Annotated in this window: 16 protein-coding genes; 12 read left to right on the forward strand and 4 right to left on the reverse strand. The window is 32.3% G+C overall.

Translation table 11 applies throughout. The features are described 5' to 3' along the window. The first annotated feature begins 116 nt into the window (after nt 1–116). The 4 genes from BM072_RS09660 to BM072_RS09675 all read left to right on the forward strand — a co-directional run bounded on the left by BM072_RS09660 (nt 117) and on the right by BM072_RS09675 (nt 2819). Nucleotides 117–1052: a ribose-phosphate pyrophosphokinase gene (locus BM072_RS09660; RefSeq protein ID WP_092908465.1), complete on the forward strand. Its 936-nt coding sequence runs from the start codon at nt 117–119 to the stop codon at nt 1050–1052. Between the two features lie 43 nt (nt 1053–1095). Next, nucleotides 1096–1677, forward strand: a complete 582-nt coding sequence (locus BM072_RS09665; RefSeq protein WP_092908466.1) for a 50S ribosomal protein L25/general stress protein Ctc — start codon at nt 1096–1098, stop codon at nt 1675–1677. Nucleotides 1678–1814: 137 nt separating this feature from the next. Beyond that, complete coding sequence (locus BM072_RS09670; RefSeq protein ID WP_092908467.1) at nt 1815–2249, forward strand: RrF2 family transcriptional regulator; 435 nt, start codon at nt 1815–1817, stop codon at nt 2247–2249. A gap of 72 nt (nt 2250–2321) precedes the next feature. After that, nucleotides 2322–2819, forward strand: coding sequence for a hypothetical protein (locus BM072_RS09675; RefSeq protein ID WP_092908468.1), 498 nt, complete (start codon nt 2322–2324; stop codon nt 2817–2819). Between the two features lie 127 nt (nt 2820–2946). Here BM072_RS09675 and BM072_RS09680 read toward each other — a convergent pair whose 3' ends face one another. The 4 genes from BM072_RS09680 to BM072_RS09695 all read right to left on the reverse strand — a co-directional run bounded on the left by BM072_RS09680 (nt 2947) and on the right by BM072_RS09695 (nt 8814). Beyond that, a complete protein-coding gene (locus BM072_RS09680; RefSeq protein WP_092908469.1) occupies nt 2947–4005 on the reverse strand; it encodes a glutaminyl-peptide cyclotransferase in 1059 nt (352 codons plus the stop codon). 56 nt (nt 4006–4061) lie between these two features. Beyond that, complete coding sequence (gene ruvC, locus BM072_RS09685; protein ID WP_092908470.1) at nt 4062–4622, reverse strand: crossover junction endodeoxyribonuclease RuvC; 561 nt, start codon at nt 4620–4622, stop codon at nt 4062–4064. A 30-nt stretch (nt 4623–4652) separates the two neighbouring features. Continuing rightward, nucleotides 4653–7202 carry a phosphoenolpyruvate carboxylase gene (locus BM072_RS09690; protein WP_092908471.1) on the reverse strand — a complete coding sequence of 850 codons (2550 nt, stop codon included), beginning with the start codon at nt 7200–7202 and terminating at the stop codon, nt 4653–4655. A gap of 100 nt (nt 7203–7302) precedes the next feature. Beyond that, complete coding sequence (locus BM072_RS09695) at nt 7303–8814, reverse strand: GH3 auxin-responsive promoter family protein (RefSeq protein WP_177190300.1); 1512 nt, start codon at nt 8812–8814, stop codon at nt 7303–7305. A gap of 53 nt (nt 8815–8867) precedes the next feature. Between BM072_RS09695 and BM072_RS09700 the strand changes: the two genes are divergently transcribed. The 8 genes from BM072_RS09700 to BM072_RS09735 all read left to right on the forward strand — a co-directional run bounded on the left by BM072_RS09700 (nt 8868) and on the right by BM072_RS09735 (nt 18757). After that, nucleotides 8868–9659: a DUF2797 domain-containing protein gene (locus tag BM072_RS09700; protein ID WP_092908472.1), complete on the forward strand. Its 792-nt coding sequence runs from the start codon at nt 8868–8870 to the stop codon at nt 9657–9659. Nucleotides 9660–9805: 146 nt separating this feature from the next. Beyond that, nucleotides 9806–10240 (forward strand): hypothetical protein, encoded by a 435-nt coding sequence (locus BM072_RS09705; protein ID WP_092908473.1) that lies wholly within the window; start codon nt 9806–9808, stop codon nt 10238–10240. 124 nt (nt 10241–10364) lie between these two features. Then, a complete protein-coding gene (locus BM072_RS09710) occupies nt 10365–12038 on the forward strand; it encodes a tetratricopeptide repeat protein (RefSeq protein ID WP_092908474.1) in 1674 nt (557 codons plus the stop codon). A 146-nt stretch (nt 12039–12184) separates the two neighbouring features. Then, nucleotides 12185–13549, forward strand: coding sequence for a T9SS type A sorting domain-containing protein (locus tag BM072_RS09715; protein WP_092908475.1), 1365 nt, complete (start codon nt 12185–12187; stop codon nt 13547–13549). Between the two features lie 88 nt (nt 13550–13637). Beyond that, nucleotides 13638–17006: a transcription-repair coupling factor gene (mfd, locus tag BM072_RS09720; RefSeq protein ID WP_092908476.1), complete on the forward strand. Its 3369-nt coding sequence runs from the start codon at nt 13638–13640 to the stop codon at nt 17004–17006. Nucleotides 17007–17234: 228 nt separating this feature from the next. Then, entirely contained in the window at nt 17235–17600 is a 366-nt protein-coding gene (locus tag BM072_RS09725; protein ID WP_092908477.1) for an NADH-quinone oxidoreductase subunit A, read from the forward strand. Between the two features lie 36 nt (nt 17601–17636). Further along, on the forward strand, nt 17637–18209 hold the full coding sequence (locus tag BM072_RS09730; RefSeq protein WP_092908478.1) for an NADH-quinone oxidoreductase subunit B: 573 nt from the start codon (nt 17637–17639) through the stop codon (nt 18207–18209). A gap of 8 nt (nt 18210–18217) precedes the next feature. Beyond that, nucleotides 18218–18757, forward strand: coding sequence for an NADH-quinone oxidoreductase subunit C (locus tag BM072_RS09735; RefSeq protein WP_092908479.1), 540 nt, complete (start codon nt 18218–18220; stop codon nt 18755–18757). Nucleotide 18758 lies beyond the last annotated feature (1 nt).

The following is an 18758-nucleotide window of genomic DNA, read 5'->3' on the forward strand; positions in this document are numbered from 1 at the left end:
ACAAACATTATGCCGTATAATTTTCAAACATCGTGCCTAAAATTAAATTTCATAAATTTTCTTTATTTTTTGATTCATTTCAATTAATTTTGCATAATTAATTCCCAAACAAAACAATGGAACAATCTGCATTTCTTTTCACAACTAGAGGATCAATAGAATTGGCAACTAAAATTGCTGAACAATATGGTCAAGAACTTGGTAAATCTAAAATCGTCGAGTTTAGCGATGGCGAATTCGTACCAGCTTTCGAACAACCAATTCGTGGCGCGCGCGTTTTCTTAATTGGTTCTACTATGCAACCAAATGATAATTTAATGGAATTGTTATTAATGTGTGATGCTGCAAAACGTGCATCAGCAAGAAGCATTACAGCAGTTATTCCTTATTTTGGATTTGCTCGTCAAGATCGTAAAGATGCACCTCGTGTTCCAATTGGAGCAAAATTGGTCGCAAAAATGTTAATGACAGCAGGTGCAACTCGTGTAATGACAATGGATTTACATGCTGATCAAATTCAAGGATTTTTTGAAATACCAGTAGATCATATTTTTGCATCAACAATTTTTGTTGAGTACATTAAAGGATTAGGTTTAGATAATATTTGTATTGCTTCTCCAGATATGGGTGGTGCAAAACGTGCAAATACTTATGCAAAATATCTAAGTGCAGATATTGTTATTTGTCACAAAGAACGTAAAGTTGCCAACCAAGTAGACAGTATGATGTTGATTGGAGATGTAACAGGTAAAAACGTTATTTTGGTTGATGATATGATTGATACTGCAGGTACGTTAGCTAAAGCGGCTGAATTGATTATGTCTAAAGGAGCAAAATCTGTTCGTGCTATTGCGACACATGCTGTACTTTCTGGACCAGCTTACGAGCGTTTAGAAAACTCTATGTTAGACGAAATTGCTGTAACTGATAGTATTCCATTAAAAAATAATTCAGTTTCTAAAATAAAAGTATTATCTTGCGCTCCGCTTTTTGCTGATGTTATGCATTTAGTACATAGCAACAAATCTATTAGTCAACGTTTTGTTATTTAATAGGTTACATTAAAATTAATAAATTTTTATTAAATATTATATTATGAAGTCAATTACAATTCAAGGTGTAAAAAGAGAAGACTTAGGTAAAGTGGCGACACGTAACCTACGTAATGCTGAACAAGTACCTTGTGTGGTTTATGGTTCAGGAGATCCTATCCACTTTTCAGCTGAAGAAAAAGCATTCAAAGGTTTAGTTTATACACCAGATGCTCATACAGCTTCTATCGAGTTAGCTGATGGAACTAAAATTCAAGCTATCTTACAAGATATCCAATTTCACCCAGTTAATGATAAAATCTTACACGTAGATTTTTATCAATTAAGCGACGACAAACCAGTAACAATGGAAGTTCCAGTTCGTTTAGTAGGTCGTGCTCGTGGTTTAGTAGTTGGAGGGGTTTTACGTTTCAACATGCGTAAATTAAAAGTTCGTGCTATTCCTGCAAACTTACCTGATGAAATCGTTATCGATATCACACCAATGAGAATTGGTCACAAAATGTATGTAGAATCATTGAAAAATGAAAACTATACATTCGCACATCCAGACAACGCAGTAGTAGTGGCTATCCGTACTTCTCGTAATGCTGTTAAAGATGCTCAAGACGAAGATGAAGATTAATTTCTGATTTAACATCATAACAATTAAACCACTCAAATTTTTGAGTGGTTTTTTTATTTCTTAAAATTTAATAAAGATAAATTTGTCCGATTTAAAATAAAACGTATATTTGAACCATAATTAAGAAAGTTAAATAGATGTTTTCAAAAGCGTGCGAATATGGTATTAAGGCTTGTGTATTTATTGCACAAGAATCTGTTGCAGGAAAACGTGTAAATCTAAAGCAAATCTCAAAATCCATTAATTCTCCAGAAGCATACACTGCAAAAATTTTGCAACAATTGGTAAGATCCAATGTAATCGCATCTGTAAAAGGAAAAATGGGAGGTTTTGAGATGGATCCAGATCATTTAAACGAAGTAAAACTAGTTCATATCATCAAGGCAATAGATGGCGACGGTTTGTACCACAGCTGTATTTTAGGTTTGGTAGAATGTGATGCCAAAAAACCATGTGCTTTGCATAGTCGTGTTTTTGAAATTCGTAATGATTTAAGAAAAATGCTTGAGCAAACATCCATGTTTAATTTGATTGATGATATCGAGAATGGCTTAGCATTCTTAAAACATTAAAAAAGTTTCTTATAAAATAAGATAAACGTATCCGAATATCCGATTTAAAAAAATAATATAAATAATCATACCATGAAATTAACTATCGATGTGCCACAAGTCAATCTTTCTAATTCAACCTATAAAGTTGGATTGAAACTGAATGAAGCTTGTGAAAGACACCACAAAACATTGTTTTTTTGTTGGAATATCCGTGCAGGAATTGATAAAGGTGTAGAAATGCAGCGCATGGTAGATTATGTAAATTGGTACGGAGAAAATATATTATTCAAGAAATTTGAGATAGAAGAAAACTATCTTTTTGCTTTGCTAGATGAAGAACATTATTTGGTAAAAAGAGCTTTAAAAGAACATCGTCGATTGAAAAGATTATTCAAAATCGATGTTAAAAATCCAATGAAAAGCTTGATTTATATAGAAGAAGAATTGGATTTGCATATTCGTTTCGAGGAAAAACAAATGTTTCCAGAATTCGAAAAAAATAGTACACAATCTAAGTTAAAAGTAATTAAAGAACATTTTAATTTACTGTTAACCAACTCAGATTGGAAAGATCAATTTTGGATATAATTTTCCACAATCAATATATTACTTATAATTTTTTAGATGATTTTTGTTTAAGAAAAGCTCGATTTTGCAGGTCGAGCTTTTCTCATTAAAAAAGGTTTGCTGTTTACAGCAAACCTTTTTTAAAATTCTATTTATTGATTTTTATTTCGAAAATCTTATCCCAGTTTTTACCGGTTAACAACATGTTTCCGTTGTCTTTAAATGCAATTCCATTCAGCTCATTCGCTTGCGGATTTCCTTGTTTTCCTTTTAGTTCAGCAAAATTAAAAACACCTTTTACAGCACCAGTTGCAGGATCAATTGCTACAATGTTATCATTGTTAGAATGTCCACTTTTTAGGTAAACATTTGCATAAATTAAACCATCGTGAAATTCAATTTCATTTAAATAACTATACGGTTGTTCGTTATCAAAAGCCTGTATTGTTCTTAGATATTTTAGATTTGCATCAAAAAAGTGAATACGTTGCGTACCTTCTGTTATCGCCAATTCGTTACCAACAGTTGTAATTCCCCAACCTTCGATAATTTGTCCTGGCATATCGTATTTTTCAATTTGATTAAAGTTTAAATCATACTTATAAATTGCACGATCTTGCCAAGTTAATTGATAAATAAATCCATTAAGTTCTGTAATTCCTTCACCAAAAACATCATCTTTTATTTGGTATAATTTTGTAGGTTCTGTTGCACCTAATTTATACTCAATCAAACGTGTTTTACCTTCGCGTAAACCAGTTCCTTCAAAAATATTTCCGTTCTTGAAATAGAAACCTTGCGTAAAATAATCCGGATTATGTGGATATGTATTTACAACCTCGTAGGTCATTTGCTTAGCAGGCTCGCTTGCATAAACAACAAAGGTAAAATCGCGCGAATTAGTTTCTTCCTCGCCTTTGTAAAATTTTAAATTTACGGTATGATTTCCTAAACCAACTGTTTTTCCATCAATTGTAAAATCAGCTGGAACTTCGCGTTCGTCAACCGAAACAACAACTTTTGTAACGCCTTCTAAATCATTAATCGGAATAATTATTTTATCCCCAATTTTATATTTATTCTGTTCTATTTTAGAAACAATTTCGGTAATTGCCGTGTTATTTTTGGCATTATTGTCTTTACAAGAAAAGATGAACGAACTTCCAAGTGTTGCACAAACAGAGGCAACGATTACATATTTTTTCATTTGACGTTTTAATTTTTATATGAATTGGTTTAACCTATTCAACTACAAATATATTTTTATTTTGCTCGTTTAGGATTATTTTTTACAAATGATTCCCAGCTCGAGCTCGATTTTGTTGTACCAGTAGAACTAGACGATGCTTTTCCCGAATTTAGATAATGACAAACCGCAACCGCTAATCCATCGGTGGCATCCAAACGTTTCGGAATTTCTTTCAAACCAAGTAAATGTTGCAACATCCCAGCAACTTGCTCTTTTGATGCATTTCCGTTTCCTGTAATCGCCATTTTAATCTTTTTTGGCGCATATTCTACAATCGGAATGTCGCGGTACAAACACGCAGCAATGCAAACGCCTTGCGCACGACCAAGTTTTAACATTGATTGTACATTTACACCAAAAAATTGCGCTTCGATAGCTAATTCGTCAGGATGATATTGATCGATAATGGCCAATGTTTTTTCGAAAATCTTTTTCAATTTCATTTCCTGATTCGGAAGTTTATGCAACAACAATTCGTCCAAAGTAATCAGTCGAACTTTGTTGTTTTTTACTTCAATCAAACCATAACCCATCACCATTGTTCCAGGATCTATTCCTAAAATAATTTTCTCCATCAATGCGAAGGTATTAAGATATTTTTAGAATTAAGCCGAATTTCTACTTGCATTGATGTTTCCAAATAACGAACGCATCACCATTTGTTCGTAGGTTTCTTTTAATGGACTATCGTGATGAATTTTGTTTAATGCAAATTGCTGAATTGTTAACAAAGGCAATACAATTTTTTCGCGCAATTGTACCGACGATTTGTTTAACGGTTCGTCTTGCATCAAGCTAGAATAGCCAGAAATCTCTAAACATAATTCTTTAGAAAGATTATATTCATCAAATAAAATCGTCCAAAATTCGCCATATTCTGCATCATCTTTCATGTAAGATGTTAGCGGAAAATATGTTTTTTCCATCGACATCATACTGTTTTGAATTAAGGTTTTAAAGAAGCCTGAGTTTTTAAATAAATCTTTAACTTCGTCTAAATGTCCTTGTTTTTTAAGTTCATTAATAGCCGTTCCAACACCAAAATAACCCGGAATGTTTTGTTTTAATTGGCTCCAAGAACCTACAAAAGGAATGGCGCGTAAATCTTCAAACGCTAATTTTTTATCTCCACCACGTTTACTTGGTCGACTTCCGATATTTGTTTTTCCGTAATAATTTAGCGTACTCATGTTTTCTAAATATGGTAAAAACGCAGGATGAGCTTTTAAATCTTCGTATTTCTGATAACTAATTGTAGCCAATTTATCAATCAAAACACGTTCATCAGGAGAAATTTGACTTGTATTTGATGAAAAAACATCCGAAATAATACCCGCCGTATACAATTGTTCAAAATTGTATTTTGCTTGAGGCAAAGTTCCATAATTTGATGTAATTGTTTGTCCTTGTATCGTAATTTGAATTTCGTGATTTGCAATTGTTTTTCCTTGCGAAGCATAAAACTCGTGCGTTTTTCCACCGCCTCGAGCAGGTGGTCCACCACGACCATCAAAGAAAATAACTTCGATTTGATTTTTCTCAGAAATGCTTGATAAGATTTCTTTTGTACGATAAATTTCCCAATTCGCTTTTATATATCCACCATCTTTTGTTCCATCAGAAAACCCTAACATAATAGATTGTTTTTTATTACGTCTTTCTAAATGAGCTTGATAAACGGGTAAATTATACAGTTTATTCATTGTTGTTTCTGCACCATCTAAACCATGAATAGTCTCGAAAAGTGGCATAATATCAAACTTAATATCTTCATCTTTATAACCACAAAATTTGAATAAAGCATAAACATTTAAGACATCAAAAATTGTTTCAGAATTGGAGATTATGTAACGATTAACGCCTGTTTCACCGTTTCGTTTTTGAATATCTTTTAATTGATAGACATTTTTGATGGTATCAACTACAATTTCTTCTTCAAAATCGGCTGGATTTGCAACAAATGAAGGATTTGTTAAGATTTCTATCTTTTCATCTTCTGTAGCATTGTCCAAATTAATTCCAGTATATTTTTCGACAATTTGATTGATTACTTTTTGATGAATACGCGAATCTTGACGAATATCTAACGATGCAAAATGCAACCCGAAAATCTCGACGCGCATAATAAAATCATCTAAAATATTCAGAAAAGTGCTATTATGTTCTTCAATCAAAATTGTGCGAATTCGTTGTAATCTTGATTTGATGTCATCCAAATAAATCGTTCCATTTTCATCGAACATATTTTTATAAATCAAATCATTTAATTCTTTCAACGGTTGAGAAACATGCTTGAATGTTAAACGACGCTGAACTATTTTTAAATGTTTATAATAGACTTTTAAAATACTTGTTCGCAGTAAACTTGCAACTTTCCAAGTGATTTCTGCTGTAACAAATGGATTTCCGTCACGATCTCCACCAGGCCAAAAACCTAATTGTATAATCGGCGATTTAAGCGGATGTTTTTCTGTAAAAAACAATTGATTTACTTCATTGTATAGTCTGCCAATAGTTTGATAATAAACGTTTTGTAGGTAATAAATAATCGAAACAGCTTCGTCGTAAGGTGTTGGTTTTTCCTCGTTTATAAAAGGAGTTTTTCCTAATTGTTGCAACAACATATCAATTTTACTCACCGAATCTTGCTGAATTGCATCGCGCAAATCTTGAATAATTTGCTGAACATTTGTCGGATAAAACTGTGTTGGATGCGCTGTAAAGACAACTCTTGTCGTAAAATCTTCGATACGCTCTCTAACTTGTTTCAGTTTTCCTTGCGATTGCGCAATATGGTAAATGCTTTCTAAACTTCCTTTTTCGTTTTCAGAATGCAACGAAGGAAATGCAGCATCTTCTATACTATCAAACAAAACTACTTGGCGCTCGATGTATTGTATCATTCGAAACATCAAATCAATTTGTTCCTTTTCTGTTTTTAAATCGGTGTATTTCTCAAAAAAGTTAGTAATAATCTCTGTTGGCGATTTACCTTCGGGTAATCCTTTTTGACTTTCATCGTACAAAAAAGGAATTAGCGAACCGATGTTCAACATCTTTTCATAAGGCAAACTCATGAAAAGACTGTTGTAGATTTGAAACTTATTTTCAACAATTTGATGAAATTTAAGTTCTAATAAATTTTTATTTAGCATTAATAGGTATTTTTTCTCTTTAGTAAATTTAGTTTTTTTTAATTTCCTAAATCGTTATTTACCAATAAAAAAAGAGAATCAATTTTGATTCTCTTTTTTGTTAACCTTGATTATTTAATGCAATAAGTGGTTCTATATATTCTCTTGTATTTGCCAAACGAGGAACTTTATTTTGTCCGCCGAGTTTTCCTCGAGAAGCCATCCATTCGATAAACAATTTTTTTCTTGCCTTATGTACAATAGGGCGATTAAGCGTCATATTGTTGTAACGTTTTGCTTCGTAATCCGAATTTACTTCTTGTAAATTTTTATCTAATGCATCAATAAAAGTATCAAAATCGGTAGGTTCTTTATCAAATTCTATCACCCATTCATGTGCGCCTTTTTCTTTATCTTTCATAAAAATAGGGCCAGCACTATATTCAGAAACAATTGCATTTGTTTTGTCACAAGCGCGTTTCAAAGCTTCTTCGGCATTTTCTATCATTAATTCTTCACCAAACGCATTGATATAATGTTTTGTTCGACCAGAAACCACAATTCTATGCGGATTGGTTGACGTAAAACGAACGGTGTCGCCAATTATATAGCGCCACAAACCACCATTTGTCGTAATAACCATGGCGTAATTTTTATCAACTTCTACATCGGCAATTGTTAAATAACGTTGATCTGATGAGCCAAATTCTTCCATCGGAATAAATTCGTAAAAGATTCCGTTATCCAAAAGCAACAATAAATCTTTGTTATTTAATTGATCTTGAATTCCAAAAAAACCTTCGGAAGCATTATAAAGTTCGAAGTAATTTAATTTTTTTTGCGTTATAGAGTTGTAGTTTTCTTGGTAAGGTTTAAAACTAATTCCACCATGAAAAAATACTTCTAAATTAGGCCATAATTCATCCAAATAATTTTTACCCGTTTCGGCTAAAAGTCTTTGTAAAACAACCATCATCCACGAAGGTACGCCTGTTAAAGAGCCAACATCTTCGTTTTTTGTTGCATTAATAATTGCTTGCATTTTAGTTGCCCAATCTGGCATCAACGAAATTTCACGATTCGGAATATTTTTCATTTCTGCATAAAAAGGAAGATTATCAATCAAAATTGCTGATAAATCGCCAAAACGTGTGTCATATTTTTGATATAACTCGCTACTACCACCAATTCGTAGGTTTTTGTGCATAAAAATATCCGTCTCGGGATAAGCGTTTAAATACAACGCGAACATTGTTTTTCCTGCCGCATAATGGCAATCTTCGAGAGATTCGTCACTAATCGGAATAAATTTACTTTTGGCATTCGTTGTTCCAGATGATTTTGCAAACCATTTGATTTTACCATGCCAAGCTACATCTTTTTCGCCTTTACGAGCAAGCTCAATATAAGGCTCAAAATCTTCGTAATGAACAGCTGGAACTTGTTGTTGAAATTGATGAATTTTCTTTATTTCATCAAAACCAAACTCTTTTCCATAAATAGTAGATTTAGCTTTTTTTATGTTGTCAAACAATACACGTTCTTGTGTACCAATCGGATTTTTGATGCTTTCTTCGATAACATTCATTTTGCTACGCATCATAATTTCCATAATCTTATTGACTATTCCCATCCGCTAAAAGTTTTGTAGATTTACACAAAAATAATTAAACTTTAGATAGTAAGATGCAGTTTGAAGGACAAATTCGTAAAATGATGACAGAAAATGGAAATCCGATAAAGTATTATTGGAATTTCAAGAATGATTTTATTGTCATGAACCAATTATTGGGTAAAAAGATTAAAATTTCGTTTGATCACTACGAGTGTTTGGGTTGTCATTTGGATAAAGAAGTTTATAGTATGGGATATTGTAAAAACTGTTTTTTTACATTGCCAGAAGCTAATCCAAGTATTATTAGTCCAGAACTTTCTACGGCTCATTTAGGAATTGCGCAACGTGATTTGGAATGGGAACAGAAGTTTGAGTTGCAACCGCATATTGTTTATTTAGCAAATTCGTCGGGTGTAAAAGTTGGTGTAACACGCGAAACACAAATTCCGACACGTTGGATAGATCAAGGCGCATCCGAAGCTATTGTTATTGCACGAACAGCTAATCGTTACGAAGCAGGAATGATAGAGGTTGCATTGAAAGATGTAATTGCAGATAAAACCAATTGGCAACGTATGTTGAAAAACGAAGTGCCTAAAGTTAATTTATTTGAAAAATACCAAGAAATAAAAAATGTAATTGGAACAGATTTTCAGCAATTTTTGGTTGAAGAGCCAACTGTTTATCAATTAGATTATCCGGTTATTTCTTATCCAGAAAAAGTAAAATCATTAAACCTTAAAAAAACACCCGAAATAGAAGGCGTTTTGAAAGGTATAAAAGCACAATATTTAATCTTTGAGGATAACAGCGTTTTTAACGTCAGAGGGCACGAAGGTTTTTATGTGAAACTTGATGTTTAAAAGATTTTTAGAGAAAAGATAAAAAGTGAATTTTGTGAAAAATTCACTTTTTTATTATCTATCTAATTGAATTTTAAAAAAATACTTATTTATAATTCAAATAATTACTATATTAGTTATAATGAATTAACACAAAATATAGAATTATGAAAGCAAGTATTGTACTTATGGTAGGAGGTATGTTAGCCTTAACAGCATGTAATAAAAATACGGATTTACCACAATATAAAGTGGAAGAAGCTGTTTTGGACGTGTATAAATATAGAGCAGAAAAACCAGATTCGCTTTCTTCAAAAGTAGAAGGTGTAAATGTAGAAGATTTAATGGCTCCGATTAAAGCATTTGGACCAGTAGATGTTTATAATATCGAAAAGGTAACACCTTTAGAGGATGGTGATAAAACTGTTTATGAAGCTGTTTATAAAGTTTCTTTTAAAGGCGCATCAGGTACCGAAACGTTTAAAGTAAAAAAAGTTGATAAGTTAGACGGAATTGTTGTTGGATATTCTAGCGATGTAAAACCTATAGCCGCACCAGTTGAAGATTCTACAGTAGTTAAAAAAGATACTGTTGTTAAGTAAACAATAAAAATATAGTAAATTAATATAAAAAAGCATCTTCGTTGTAAAGCGAAGATGCTTTTTTTCGTAGTATATTTGAACTATTAGCAAAAAAATATTCTCGGAAAATTAAGCGGAAACACAGATGAATTGTAAGTTATTTTTTTTAATCATTTTTCTTTTTACCAACCTAAATGCACAAGATAAAATTACCTCAAAACCTTCTGCAAAAGATAAGATAGAGAAGTATCTAAAAAAATCGGACGAACTTATAAATGTAAATTTAGATTCTGCATTGTTTTACAGCAAAAAGGCAAATCAACTAATTGATAATTTATCCGATGACACAGATAAAGTAGATGTTTACCGACTTTTAGGTAATATCTATTTAGCTCGTGGAAATTATGTGACTTCGCTCGAATATTATCTGAAAGCTGCAAAAATTATCGAAACAAAGCTTTTGTCATCGCCTACAAATCAAAAATACTTAGAATATAAAGTAGAGTTATTTATCCACTTAGGAAACGTTTATCAATTGCAACATAATTTTGGAGAAGCTTTAAAATTTTATGATAAAGCACTTGTAGAATTAGATCATGCAAAATTAAAAGACACCAAAAAGAAGTTGATTTTAGAGCTTAAAATTCTAAATAATAGTGGTGGAATTTACTTGAAAAAGAAAAATTTTGACAAAGCATTAAGTTATTTCGAGAAAGCAAGTAAAATAAACGAAACCATAAACGATGTTGCTTTAGAAGCGAATCTTTTTAATAATCTTGGAATTTGTTATTTAGAAAAAAAGGAATCTGTTTCGGCAATTTATTATTTTGAAGAAGCTCTAAAAATTCGCTTAAAAACAAACGATCAACGAGGAATTTCGCAATGTTACAACAATTTAGGAAAAGCTTATGGTTTACGAAAAGAGTATGCAAAAGCGCAGAAATATTTTGATGAAGCTTTGCAAATTGGTCAAAAAATAGGGAATTCAGAATCAATAATATATTCGTTAGAGTCGTTAACATATTTGTTTAAAGAAACCAAAAATTACGAAAAAGCTTATTTTACTTTCGAAGAATTAACAACGTTAAAAGATAGTTTGTTTAATGCTCAAACTGTGAAACGAATTGCTGATTTGGAAATGAATTATAAACTAGATCAACAAAAGCAAATTTTTGAGCTTGATTTGAAACGTAAAGAAGCCGAAAAACAAAAAGATAAATTACTTTATTATACCATTAGTGCAGGTTTATTTTCGCTTTTAGCGATTGCTGTTTTGTGGATTTATTTGCAAAAAACGAAGATTAAAAACATAGAACTTTCGAAAGAAAAGTTAACATTATCCAATAAAAATATTTCTTTAGAAAAAGATAAATTACAAGAAGAATTGGCATTTCAGAGTCGTGAAATGACCACAAAAATGATGTATTTATTAAAGAAAAATGAGTTAATAAATTCAGTTTCAGAAAAATTAATTGAACTCAAAAAGAATGCAACAACTACAGCAAATCAAAAAGCAATTCAGGATATGATTGTAGAAATGCGCCAGAAAAAGGATGATGATATTTGGAATGAATTTGAAACGTATTTTACAAAAGTACATCCCGAATTTTATTCTAAACTAAACCAATTATTCCCAAATCTTACACCAAATGAGAAGAAACTGTGTGCTTTTCTTCGTTTAAATATGTCTACCAAAGACATTTCGGCAATCACTTATCAATCCATAAATAGTATTACGGTTTCGCGTTCTCGTCTTCGTAAAAAGTTAAACATTCAAGGAGAAGATATAAATTTAATCAATTTCTTGATGAATTTGTAATCGAATAATTATCAATAATTTAAGTTGTTTTGTATTGAAAATGTAATAATCAATTTAGAGAATGTACTGTAATTGTAGTCTAGTTTTTTGTTGCTCAGTTTAGTAAAAAAAGATATTTGCTAAACAATCAATTAACACAAAAAATTATGAAATTAAAAGTACTATTGTTATCAACAATTTTTGCAGCGGGCGCAAACCAAGCTTCTGCACAATACTTAAACACAGACGTTTTTCCAAATCCACATTCTGTTTCTAATAACGGACAAGTTACTGGTTACAATGAACAATCTGGACCATATTTTATTTGGAATCCAGAAACGGGAAATGTAGAAAATATTGGTGGTGTAGCGCCAGGTAACGGTTTTGGTGGAGTTGCACCTTTATCTTATGACGGAAAATATATTTCAGGCTCAAGTATGAATAATGATCAAAACAATCCATTAGCAGAAATGTCGCGTTATAATACGCAAACCAAACAATGGCAAACTTTAGGTGGTTTAAACCTAGGTTCTGGACCAAGTTTAAGTTCTGGATATTATATTTCTGGTGATGGAAAAACAGTTGTTGGATTAGCATACAATACTGCTAAACGTGCTGTAGGATTTTCTTGGAATGAACAAACCGGAATGCAAGATTTACCTACTGCAGATGTAAATAGAAATGCACGTGCAAATGCAACAAGCGAAGATGGCTCTGTGATTGTAGGATACAGAGATTATGGCGGGCCATGGAAATCAGCAGTTTGGAGAAAAGGTGCAGATGGTAAATATCAAGAAAATAAATTTATCCTAATAGATCCAAAAGGTAGTGAAACAGATCAATACAATGTATTAGCAGAAGCAAGAGCTGTTTCTGGTGATGGAAAATGGATTGGTGGAAAAAGTGATTTTGCTTTTCCAAATGCATGGATTTGGAGCGAAGAATCTGGCGTTATAGATTTAGGAGCATTAACAACAGATGCCGGAACTACAGCTTGGGTTACATCGTTTACTTATGATGGTAGCACTGTTTTAGGATATTCTATAACAAAAGCAGATCCATATTCATCGCCAATTTATCGCCCTTGGATTTGGACTAAAAAAGATGGAATGAAAGATTTAAATGAATACGTAAAAAACGTTTTAAAATTTGATATGCAAGGAGATGTAATTTATGTGCCAACGCAGATTTCATCAAACGGTAAATACATTATAGGATGGACTTTTCCTCCAGTTTTAACAGGAAAAATAAAAACTTTCCGTATTCAAATGCCAAATTTAGCAACAGACGAAGTAAAAACAACTGTAGACGCAACATTATACCCAAATCCTGTAAATAATATTCTAAATATTGATGCAAAAGAACAAATTACAAGTATTTCGGTGTATAATTTGACTGGTCAACAAATCTTTACAAAAACAATGAATACGAAAACTTCAACCGTAGATATGTCGGCTTATAAAGCAGGTGTTTACATTATCGAGGTAAATTCTAATGCAAATACTAGAACCTATAAAGTGATTAAAAAGTAAGTTTTTAACACTGTTTAAAGTTTACAATTGAGGATAGATTTGTCTATCCTCTTTTTTGTTTTTATCAATTGATTATCTTTGTTAAACTTTGGAACAGAAAACTATTAAAAACGTTTTTAGCTTATACGATTCATCAGATTTCGTACAGAAGCTTATTGTCAATTTTAAAAATAATCCACAAACAAAGGTTAACATAAAAGGATTTTTAGGTTCTGGATTAAGCATTTTAGCGGGTCATCTCTACGATCGTGTTGCGCGTCCAACCGTCCTTATTTTTGATGATAAAGAAGAAGCTGCTTATTTTTTGAACGATTTAGAAACATTGTTTGATAGAGAACAAGTACTCTTTTTTCCATCATCTTACAAAAGACCTTATGTTGTAGAGGATGTAAATAATGCAAATGTTGTGGTCAGAACAGAGGTTTTAAACGCACTTTCGCATTCTAAACGACCAAAAATAGTTGTCACTTACGCAGAAGCTTTGCTGGAAAAAGTTGTGACAAAAAAAGCACTTTCATCAAATACATTAAAAGTAAAAGTTGGAAATGATTTAGGAATTGATTTCTTAACGGAAGTTTTAACGTCCTATCATTTTCATCGTGTTGATTTTGTTTCCGAACCAGGAGAATTCTCGATTCGTGGAGGAATTATAGATGTTTTTTCGTTTTCGAATGAGCATCCATATCGTATTTCTCTTTTTGGCGATGAGGTCGAAACCATTCGTACGTTTGATATTGAGAATCAACTTTCGATTGCGACGACAAAGGAAATTACAATTATTCCGAATTTAGAAAATAAATCAATTGACGAAAAACGCGAAAGTTTTTTACAATATATTCCAAAAGATAGTTTAATTATTGCAAAAAATATTTCGGTTTTAGCAAAGCAAATCAACCGTAATTTTGAGCAAGCCGAAGAAGCTTTTTCACAATTAACTGGAGAAATAAAACAAGCTGAACCAGAGAAACTATTTCTGAATCAAAATGCTTTTCTTCATCAGGTTTCCGAATTTGGTTTGATAGAATTAGCACCGATCCCGTATTTTGAAACGGTAGAAGTTATCGAATCTCCTTTTAAACCGCAGCCAACATTTAACAAACAATTCGAATTATTAATTGATGATTTGAATGAGCTTAAAAATGATGGTTTCAAAAATGCATTAATCTGTTCTAACGAAAATCAAATTCGTCGTTTCGAAGAGATTTTTGAAGATATTGGGAAAGAAGTTTCCTATATTCCTGTACTTGGTTCTATTTATCAAGGTTTTATTGATGACGAAATTAAATTAGCGTGTTACACGGATCATCAGATTTTTGGACGTTATCATAAGTTTAATGTTCGCAATTCTTTTACCAAAAAAGAAGCGATAACGTTAAAGGAAATCAATTCGTTGCAAGTAGGTGATTATGTAACGCATATCGATTATGGTATCGGAAAATTTGCGGGTTTAGTACGTTTAAATAACAATGGCGTAATGCAAGAATCTATCAAATTGATTTATCAAAATAATGATATTCTTTATGTTAACATTCATTCGCTTCATAAAATTGCAAAGTTTAGAGGAAAAGATGGAGTTGAGCCAAAAGTGAGTAAAATTGGTTCGCCAGCTTGGAAAAATTTAAAAAATAAAACCAAAGCGAAAGTCAAAGAAATTGCTTTCGATTTGATAAAATTATATGCAAAACGTCGTACCAGAAAAGGTTTCGCGTATTCGCCAGACACTTATTTACAGAATGAATTAGAGGCTTCTTTTATTTATGAAGATACGCCAGATCAATTTAAAGCGACGCAAGACGTAAAAGCTGATATGGAATCTGATCGTCCAATGGATCGTTTGGTTTGTGGTGATGTAGGTTTTGGAAAAACAGAAGTTGCGATTCGCGCTGCGATGAAAGCCGCTGTAGATGGCAAACAAGTTGCTGTTTTGGTTCCGACAACTATTTTGGCTTTTCAACATTTTAAGACTTTTTCTGAACGTTTGAGAGATTTGCCTGTTAAGGTTGCTTACATCAATCGTTTTGTGACGGGTAAACGAAAATCCGAAATTTTAGCGGGATTAAAATCTGGTCAAGTTGATATTTTAATTGGAACACATCAATTGGTAAATCCTAAAATTGAGTACAAAGATTTGGGTTTATTAATTGTTGATGAAGAGCATAAATTTGGTGTTGGAGTAAAAGATAAATTAAAAACTCTTCGCGAGAATATCGATACATTAACATTAACGGCGACACCAATTCCGCGTACGTTACAATTTTCATTAATGGCTGCGCGAGATTTATCAGTTATTAAAACACCGCCACCAAATCGTCAACCGGTTGATACAAATTTGGTTGGTTTTAACGAAGAAGTTTTTCGAGACGCTATAATGTACGAAATGCAGCGTGGTGGTCAAGTTTATATCGTTCATAATCGTGTACAATCGCTAAAAGATATTGCAGGTATGGTGCAACGTTTGGTTCCAGATGCACGCGTAGCAACAGGTCACGGACAAATGGAAGGAAAAGCTTTAGAAGCTGTTTTACTCGATTTTATTGATGGTCGTTACGATGTTTTTGTTTCTACTACAATTATCGAATCTGGTTTAGATGTGCCAAATGCGAATACGATTTTAATTAACGATGCGCAGAATTTTGGTCTTGCAGATTTGCATCAAATGCGTGGGCGTGTTGGTCGTAGTAACCGCAAAGCATTTTGTTATTTGGTGGCGCCGCCGCTTTCTGTTTTAACGGATGAAGCGCGTAAACGCTTGCAAGCAATCGAACAATTTTCGGATTTAGGTTCTGGATTTAACATTGCTATGAAAGATTTAGAAATTCGTGGCGCAGGAAATTTATTGGGTGCAGAACAAACTGGATTTATGATGGATATTGGTTTCGAAACGTATCAAAAAATCTTGAATGAAGCGATTGAAGAGTTAAAAGAAACTGACTTTAAAGATTTGTTTGAAGATCAACAAACCGATAAAACAAAAAGTTATGTTTCTGATGTTCAAATTGATTCGGATTTACAGATTCAGATTCCAGATGAGTACATTGAGAGTTCTGAAGAACGTTTATTGCTTTATAAAGAATTAGCTGACATTGAAACTGAAACAGATTTACAAACGTTTAAAAACAATTTGATTGATCGTTTTGGTAAAATGCCCGAAGAAGCCGAGAATTTATTAATGTCGATTCAATTAAAATGGATCAGTAAAAAATTAGGTTTAGAACGCATTGTAATGAAAAAAGGAATCCTTTTGGCTTATTTTGTTAACAAACCACAATCCGAGTTTTATCAATCGGAGGAATTTAGATTAATTTTAAATTACGTCCAAAATAACGCTAAAAACATCAGTTTTAAGGAAAAATCACCTAAAAAAGGAGAAGAGTTTCCTTCGTTATTCCTTCGCTTTGAACATATAAAAACAGTGAAAGAAGCCTTAGATAATCTACAAAATTTGTTAATTCACTAGATTTTTTAAGTTAAAATTAACAATCTAATAATATATAAGAGGAGAAATGACTAAATTGTTATTTCTCCTTTTTGTTTGCAATAGAACACATATCTTAAATTAATAAAAACTATTAAATTTATCATATAAAGCATTGCAACTACCTGATTGTTAATTTTAATAATTAATGTAAAGATTTATTATTAATTTTATCGATAAAATTAATGTTGAAAATATTATAAAGTGATTATGGAAACAGCGTCAAGTTATATTCCGATTTTGATACTTTTTGTCGTGGCTTTCGCATTTGTGGCAGGAACAATTGTTGCAACACATTTGTTAGGTCCATCGAGAAAAACAGACGAAAAATTGGAGAATTTTGAGTCAGGAATAGAGAAAGTTGGGAATGCAAGACAACCATTTGCAATTAAGTATTTTTTAGTTGCTATTCTTTTTGTGTTGTTTGATGTGGAGGTGATATTCTTTTATCCTTATGCAGCAAATTTTAAAGAATTAGGTTGGGAAGGTTTTGCTGCAGTAGCAACATTTGTCGGGTTATTTTTTGTGATGTACATCTATGTGCGCAAAAAAGGAGCTCTTAATTGGGAGAAATAATTTAGGACCAATTTATTATTAAAAAATTTAGGGAAAATGATTCATAATAAAAGACCAGTAACGCATAACACCAACGTAAAGATTGTAGAATCTCCTGGTGGTTTTGAAGGAGAAGGTTTTATGGCAATGCAACTATCAAAAGTAGTTGGATTAGCACGTAAAAACTCGATTTGGCCTTTACCTTTTGCTACAAGTTGTTGTGGTATTGAGTTTATGGCAACAATGGGATCAACTTACGATTTAGCTCGTTTTGGTTCTGAGCGTTTAGCCTTTACACCTCGTCAATGTGATTTATTGATGGTAATGGGAACAATTTCTAAAAAAATGGCACCAGTTCTAAAACAAGTTTACATCCAAATGGCAGAACCTCGTTGGGTAATTGCAGTTGGTGCTTGTGCAAGTTCGGGCGGTATTTTTGATACATATTCAGTTTTACAAGGAATTGACGAAGTTATTCCAGTAGACGTTTATGTACCAGGTTGCCCACCACGTCCAGAAGCTATTATCGATGGCGTAATGCGTATTCAGGAGTTGGTAGAAACCGAAAGCGTTCGTCGTAGAGGTAGCGATGAATATCAACAACTTTTAACAAGTTATGGAATTAAATAATTGAAATAATGGACAACTCATTTATAAAAGACCGTTTGGTTCAGAAGTTTCAAGAAAATATATACGGATACGAAGAACATTATGGTGTTCTTACAATTAACGCCAATAAAGATTTCAATTTAAAAATTCTTCAATATTTATATGATGATGCACAATTATCTTTCAAGTTTATGAAAGATTTGACTGCAGTACATTATCCAACGCGTGTTGGCGAAGAATTGGTCGTAACTTACTTAGTTTATAACATGTACACAAATGTGGAAGTGCGCTTAAACTTTGGTTTACCAATTGAAAATCCATCAATATTTACTGCAACAAAATTATTTGCAACATCTAATTGGTTAGAGCGTGAAGCGTATGATTTTTTTGGAGTTAATTTTATTGGTCACCCAAATTTAATTCGCGTGATGAATGTAGAAGAAATGGATTATCACCCTTTACGCAAAGAATATCCTTTAGAGGATCAAACGCGTAAAGACAAAGACGACGATATGTTTGGTCGTGGAGGAGATTTCAATTTCGGAGGGTTTAATGTAAAAGCAAATTAAC

The organism is Algoriella xinjiangensis, from assembly GCF_900115015.1.
GTDB classification, from domain to species: Bacteria; Bacteroidota; Bacteroidia; order Flavobacteriales; family Weeksellaceae; genus Empedobacter; species Empedobacter xinjiangensis.

What these genes read in the sequence shown, in the direction of transcription:
- BM072_RS09690 (WP_092908471.1), bottom strand. Translation starts at nt 7,202, where the DNA reads ATGCTAAATAAAAATTTATTAGAACTTAAATTTCATCAAATTGTTGAA.
- BM072_RS09730 (WP_092908478.1), top strand. Translation starts at nt 17,637, where the DNA reads ATGATTCATAATAAAAGACCAGTAACGCATAACACCAACGTAAAGATT.
- BM072_RS09660 (WP_092908465.1), top strand. Translation starts at nt 117, where the DNA reads ATGGAACAATCTGCATTTCTTTTCACAACTAGAGGATCAATAGAATTG.
- BM072_RS09705 (WP_092908473.1), top strand. Translation starts at nt 9,806, where the DNA reads ATGAAAGCAAGTATTGTACTTATGGTAGGAGGTATGTTAGCCTTAACA.
- BM072_RS09735 (WP_092908479.1), top strand. Translation starts at nt 18,218, where the DNA reads ATGGACAACTCATTTATAAAAGACCGTTTGGTTCAGAAGTTTCAAGAA.
- BM072_RS09665 (WP_092908466.1), top strand. Translation starts at nt 1,096, where the DNA reads ATGAAGTCAATTACAATTCAAGGTGTAAAAAGAGAAGACTTAGGTAAA.
- BM072_RS09675 (WP_092908468.1), top strand. Translation starts at nt 2,322, where the DNA reads ATGAAATTAACTATCGATGTGCCACAAGTCAATCTTTCTAATTCAACC.
- ruvC (WP_092908470.1), bottom strand. Translation starts at nt 4,622, where the DNA reads ATGGAGAAAATTATTTTAGGAATAGATCCTGGAACAATGGTGATGGGT.
- BM072_RS09680 (WP_092908469.1), bottom strand. Translation starts at nt 4,005, where the DNA reads ATGAAAAAATATGTAATCGTTGCCTCTGTTTGTGCAACACTTGGAAGT.
- BM072_RS09725 (WP_092908477.1), top strand. Translation starts at nt 17,235, where the DNA reads ATGGAAACAGCGTCAAGTTATATTCCGATTTTGATACTTTTTGTCGTG.
- BM072_RS09700 (WP_092908472.1), top strand. Translation starts at nt 8,868, where the DNA reads ATGCAGTTTGAAGGACAAATTCGTAAAATGATGACAGAAAATGGAAAT.
- BM072_RS09695 (WP_177190300.1), bottom strand. Translation starts at nt 8,814, where the DNA reads ATGGGAATAGTCAATAAGATTATGGAAATTATGATGCGTAGCAAAATG.
- BM072_RS09670 (WP_092908467.1), top strand. Translation starts at nt 1,815, where the DNA reads ATGTTTTCAAAAGCGTGCGAATATGGTATTAAGGCTTGTGTATTTATT.
- BM072_RS09715 (WP_092908475.1), top strand. Translation starts at nt 12,185, where the DNA reads ATGAAATTAAAAGTACTATTGTTATCAACAATTTTTGCAGCGGGCGCA.
- BM072_RS09710 (WP_092908474.1), top strand. Translation starts at nt 10,365, where the DNA reads ATGAATTGTAAGTTATTTTTTTTAATCATTTTTCTTTTTACCAACCTA.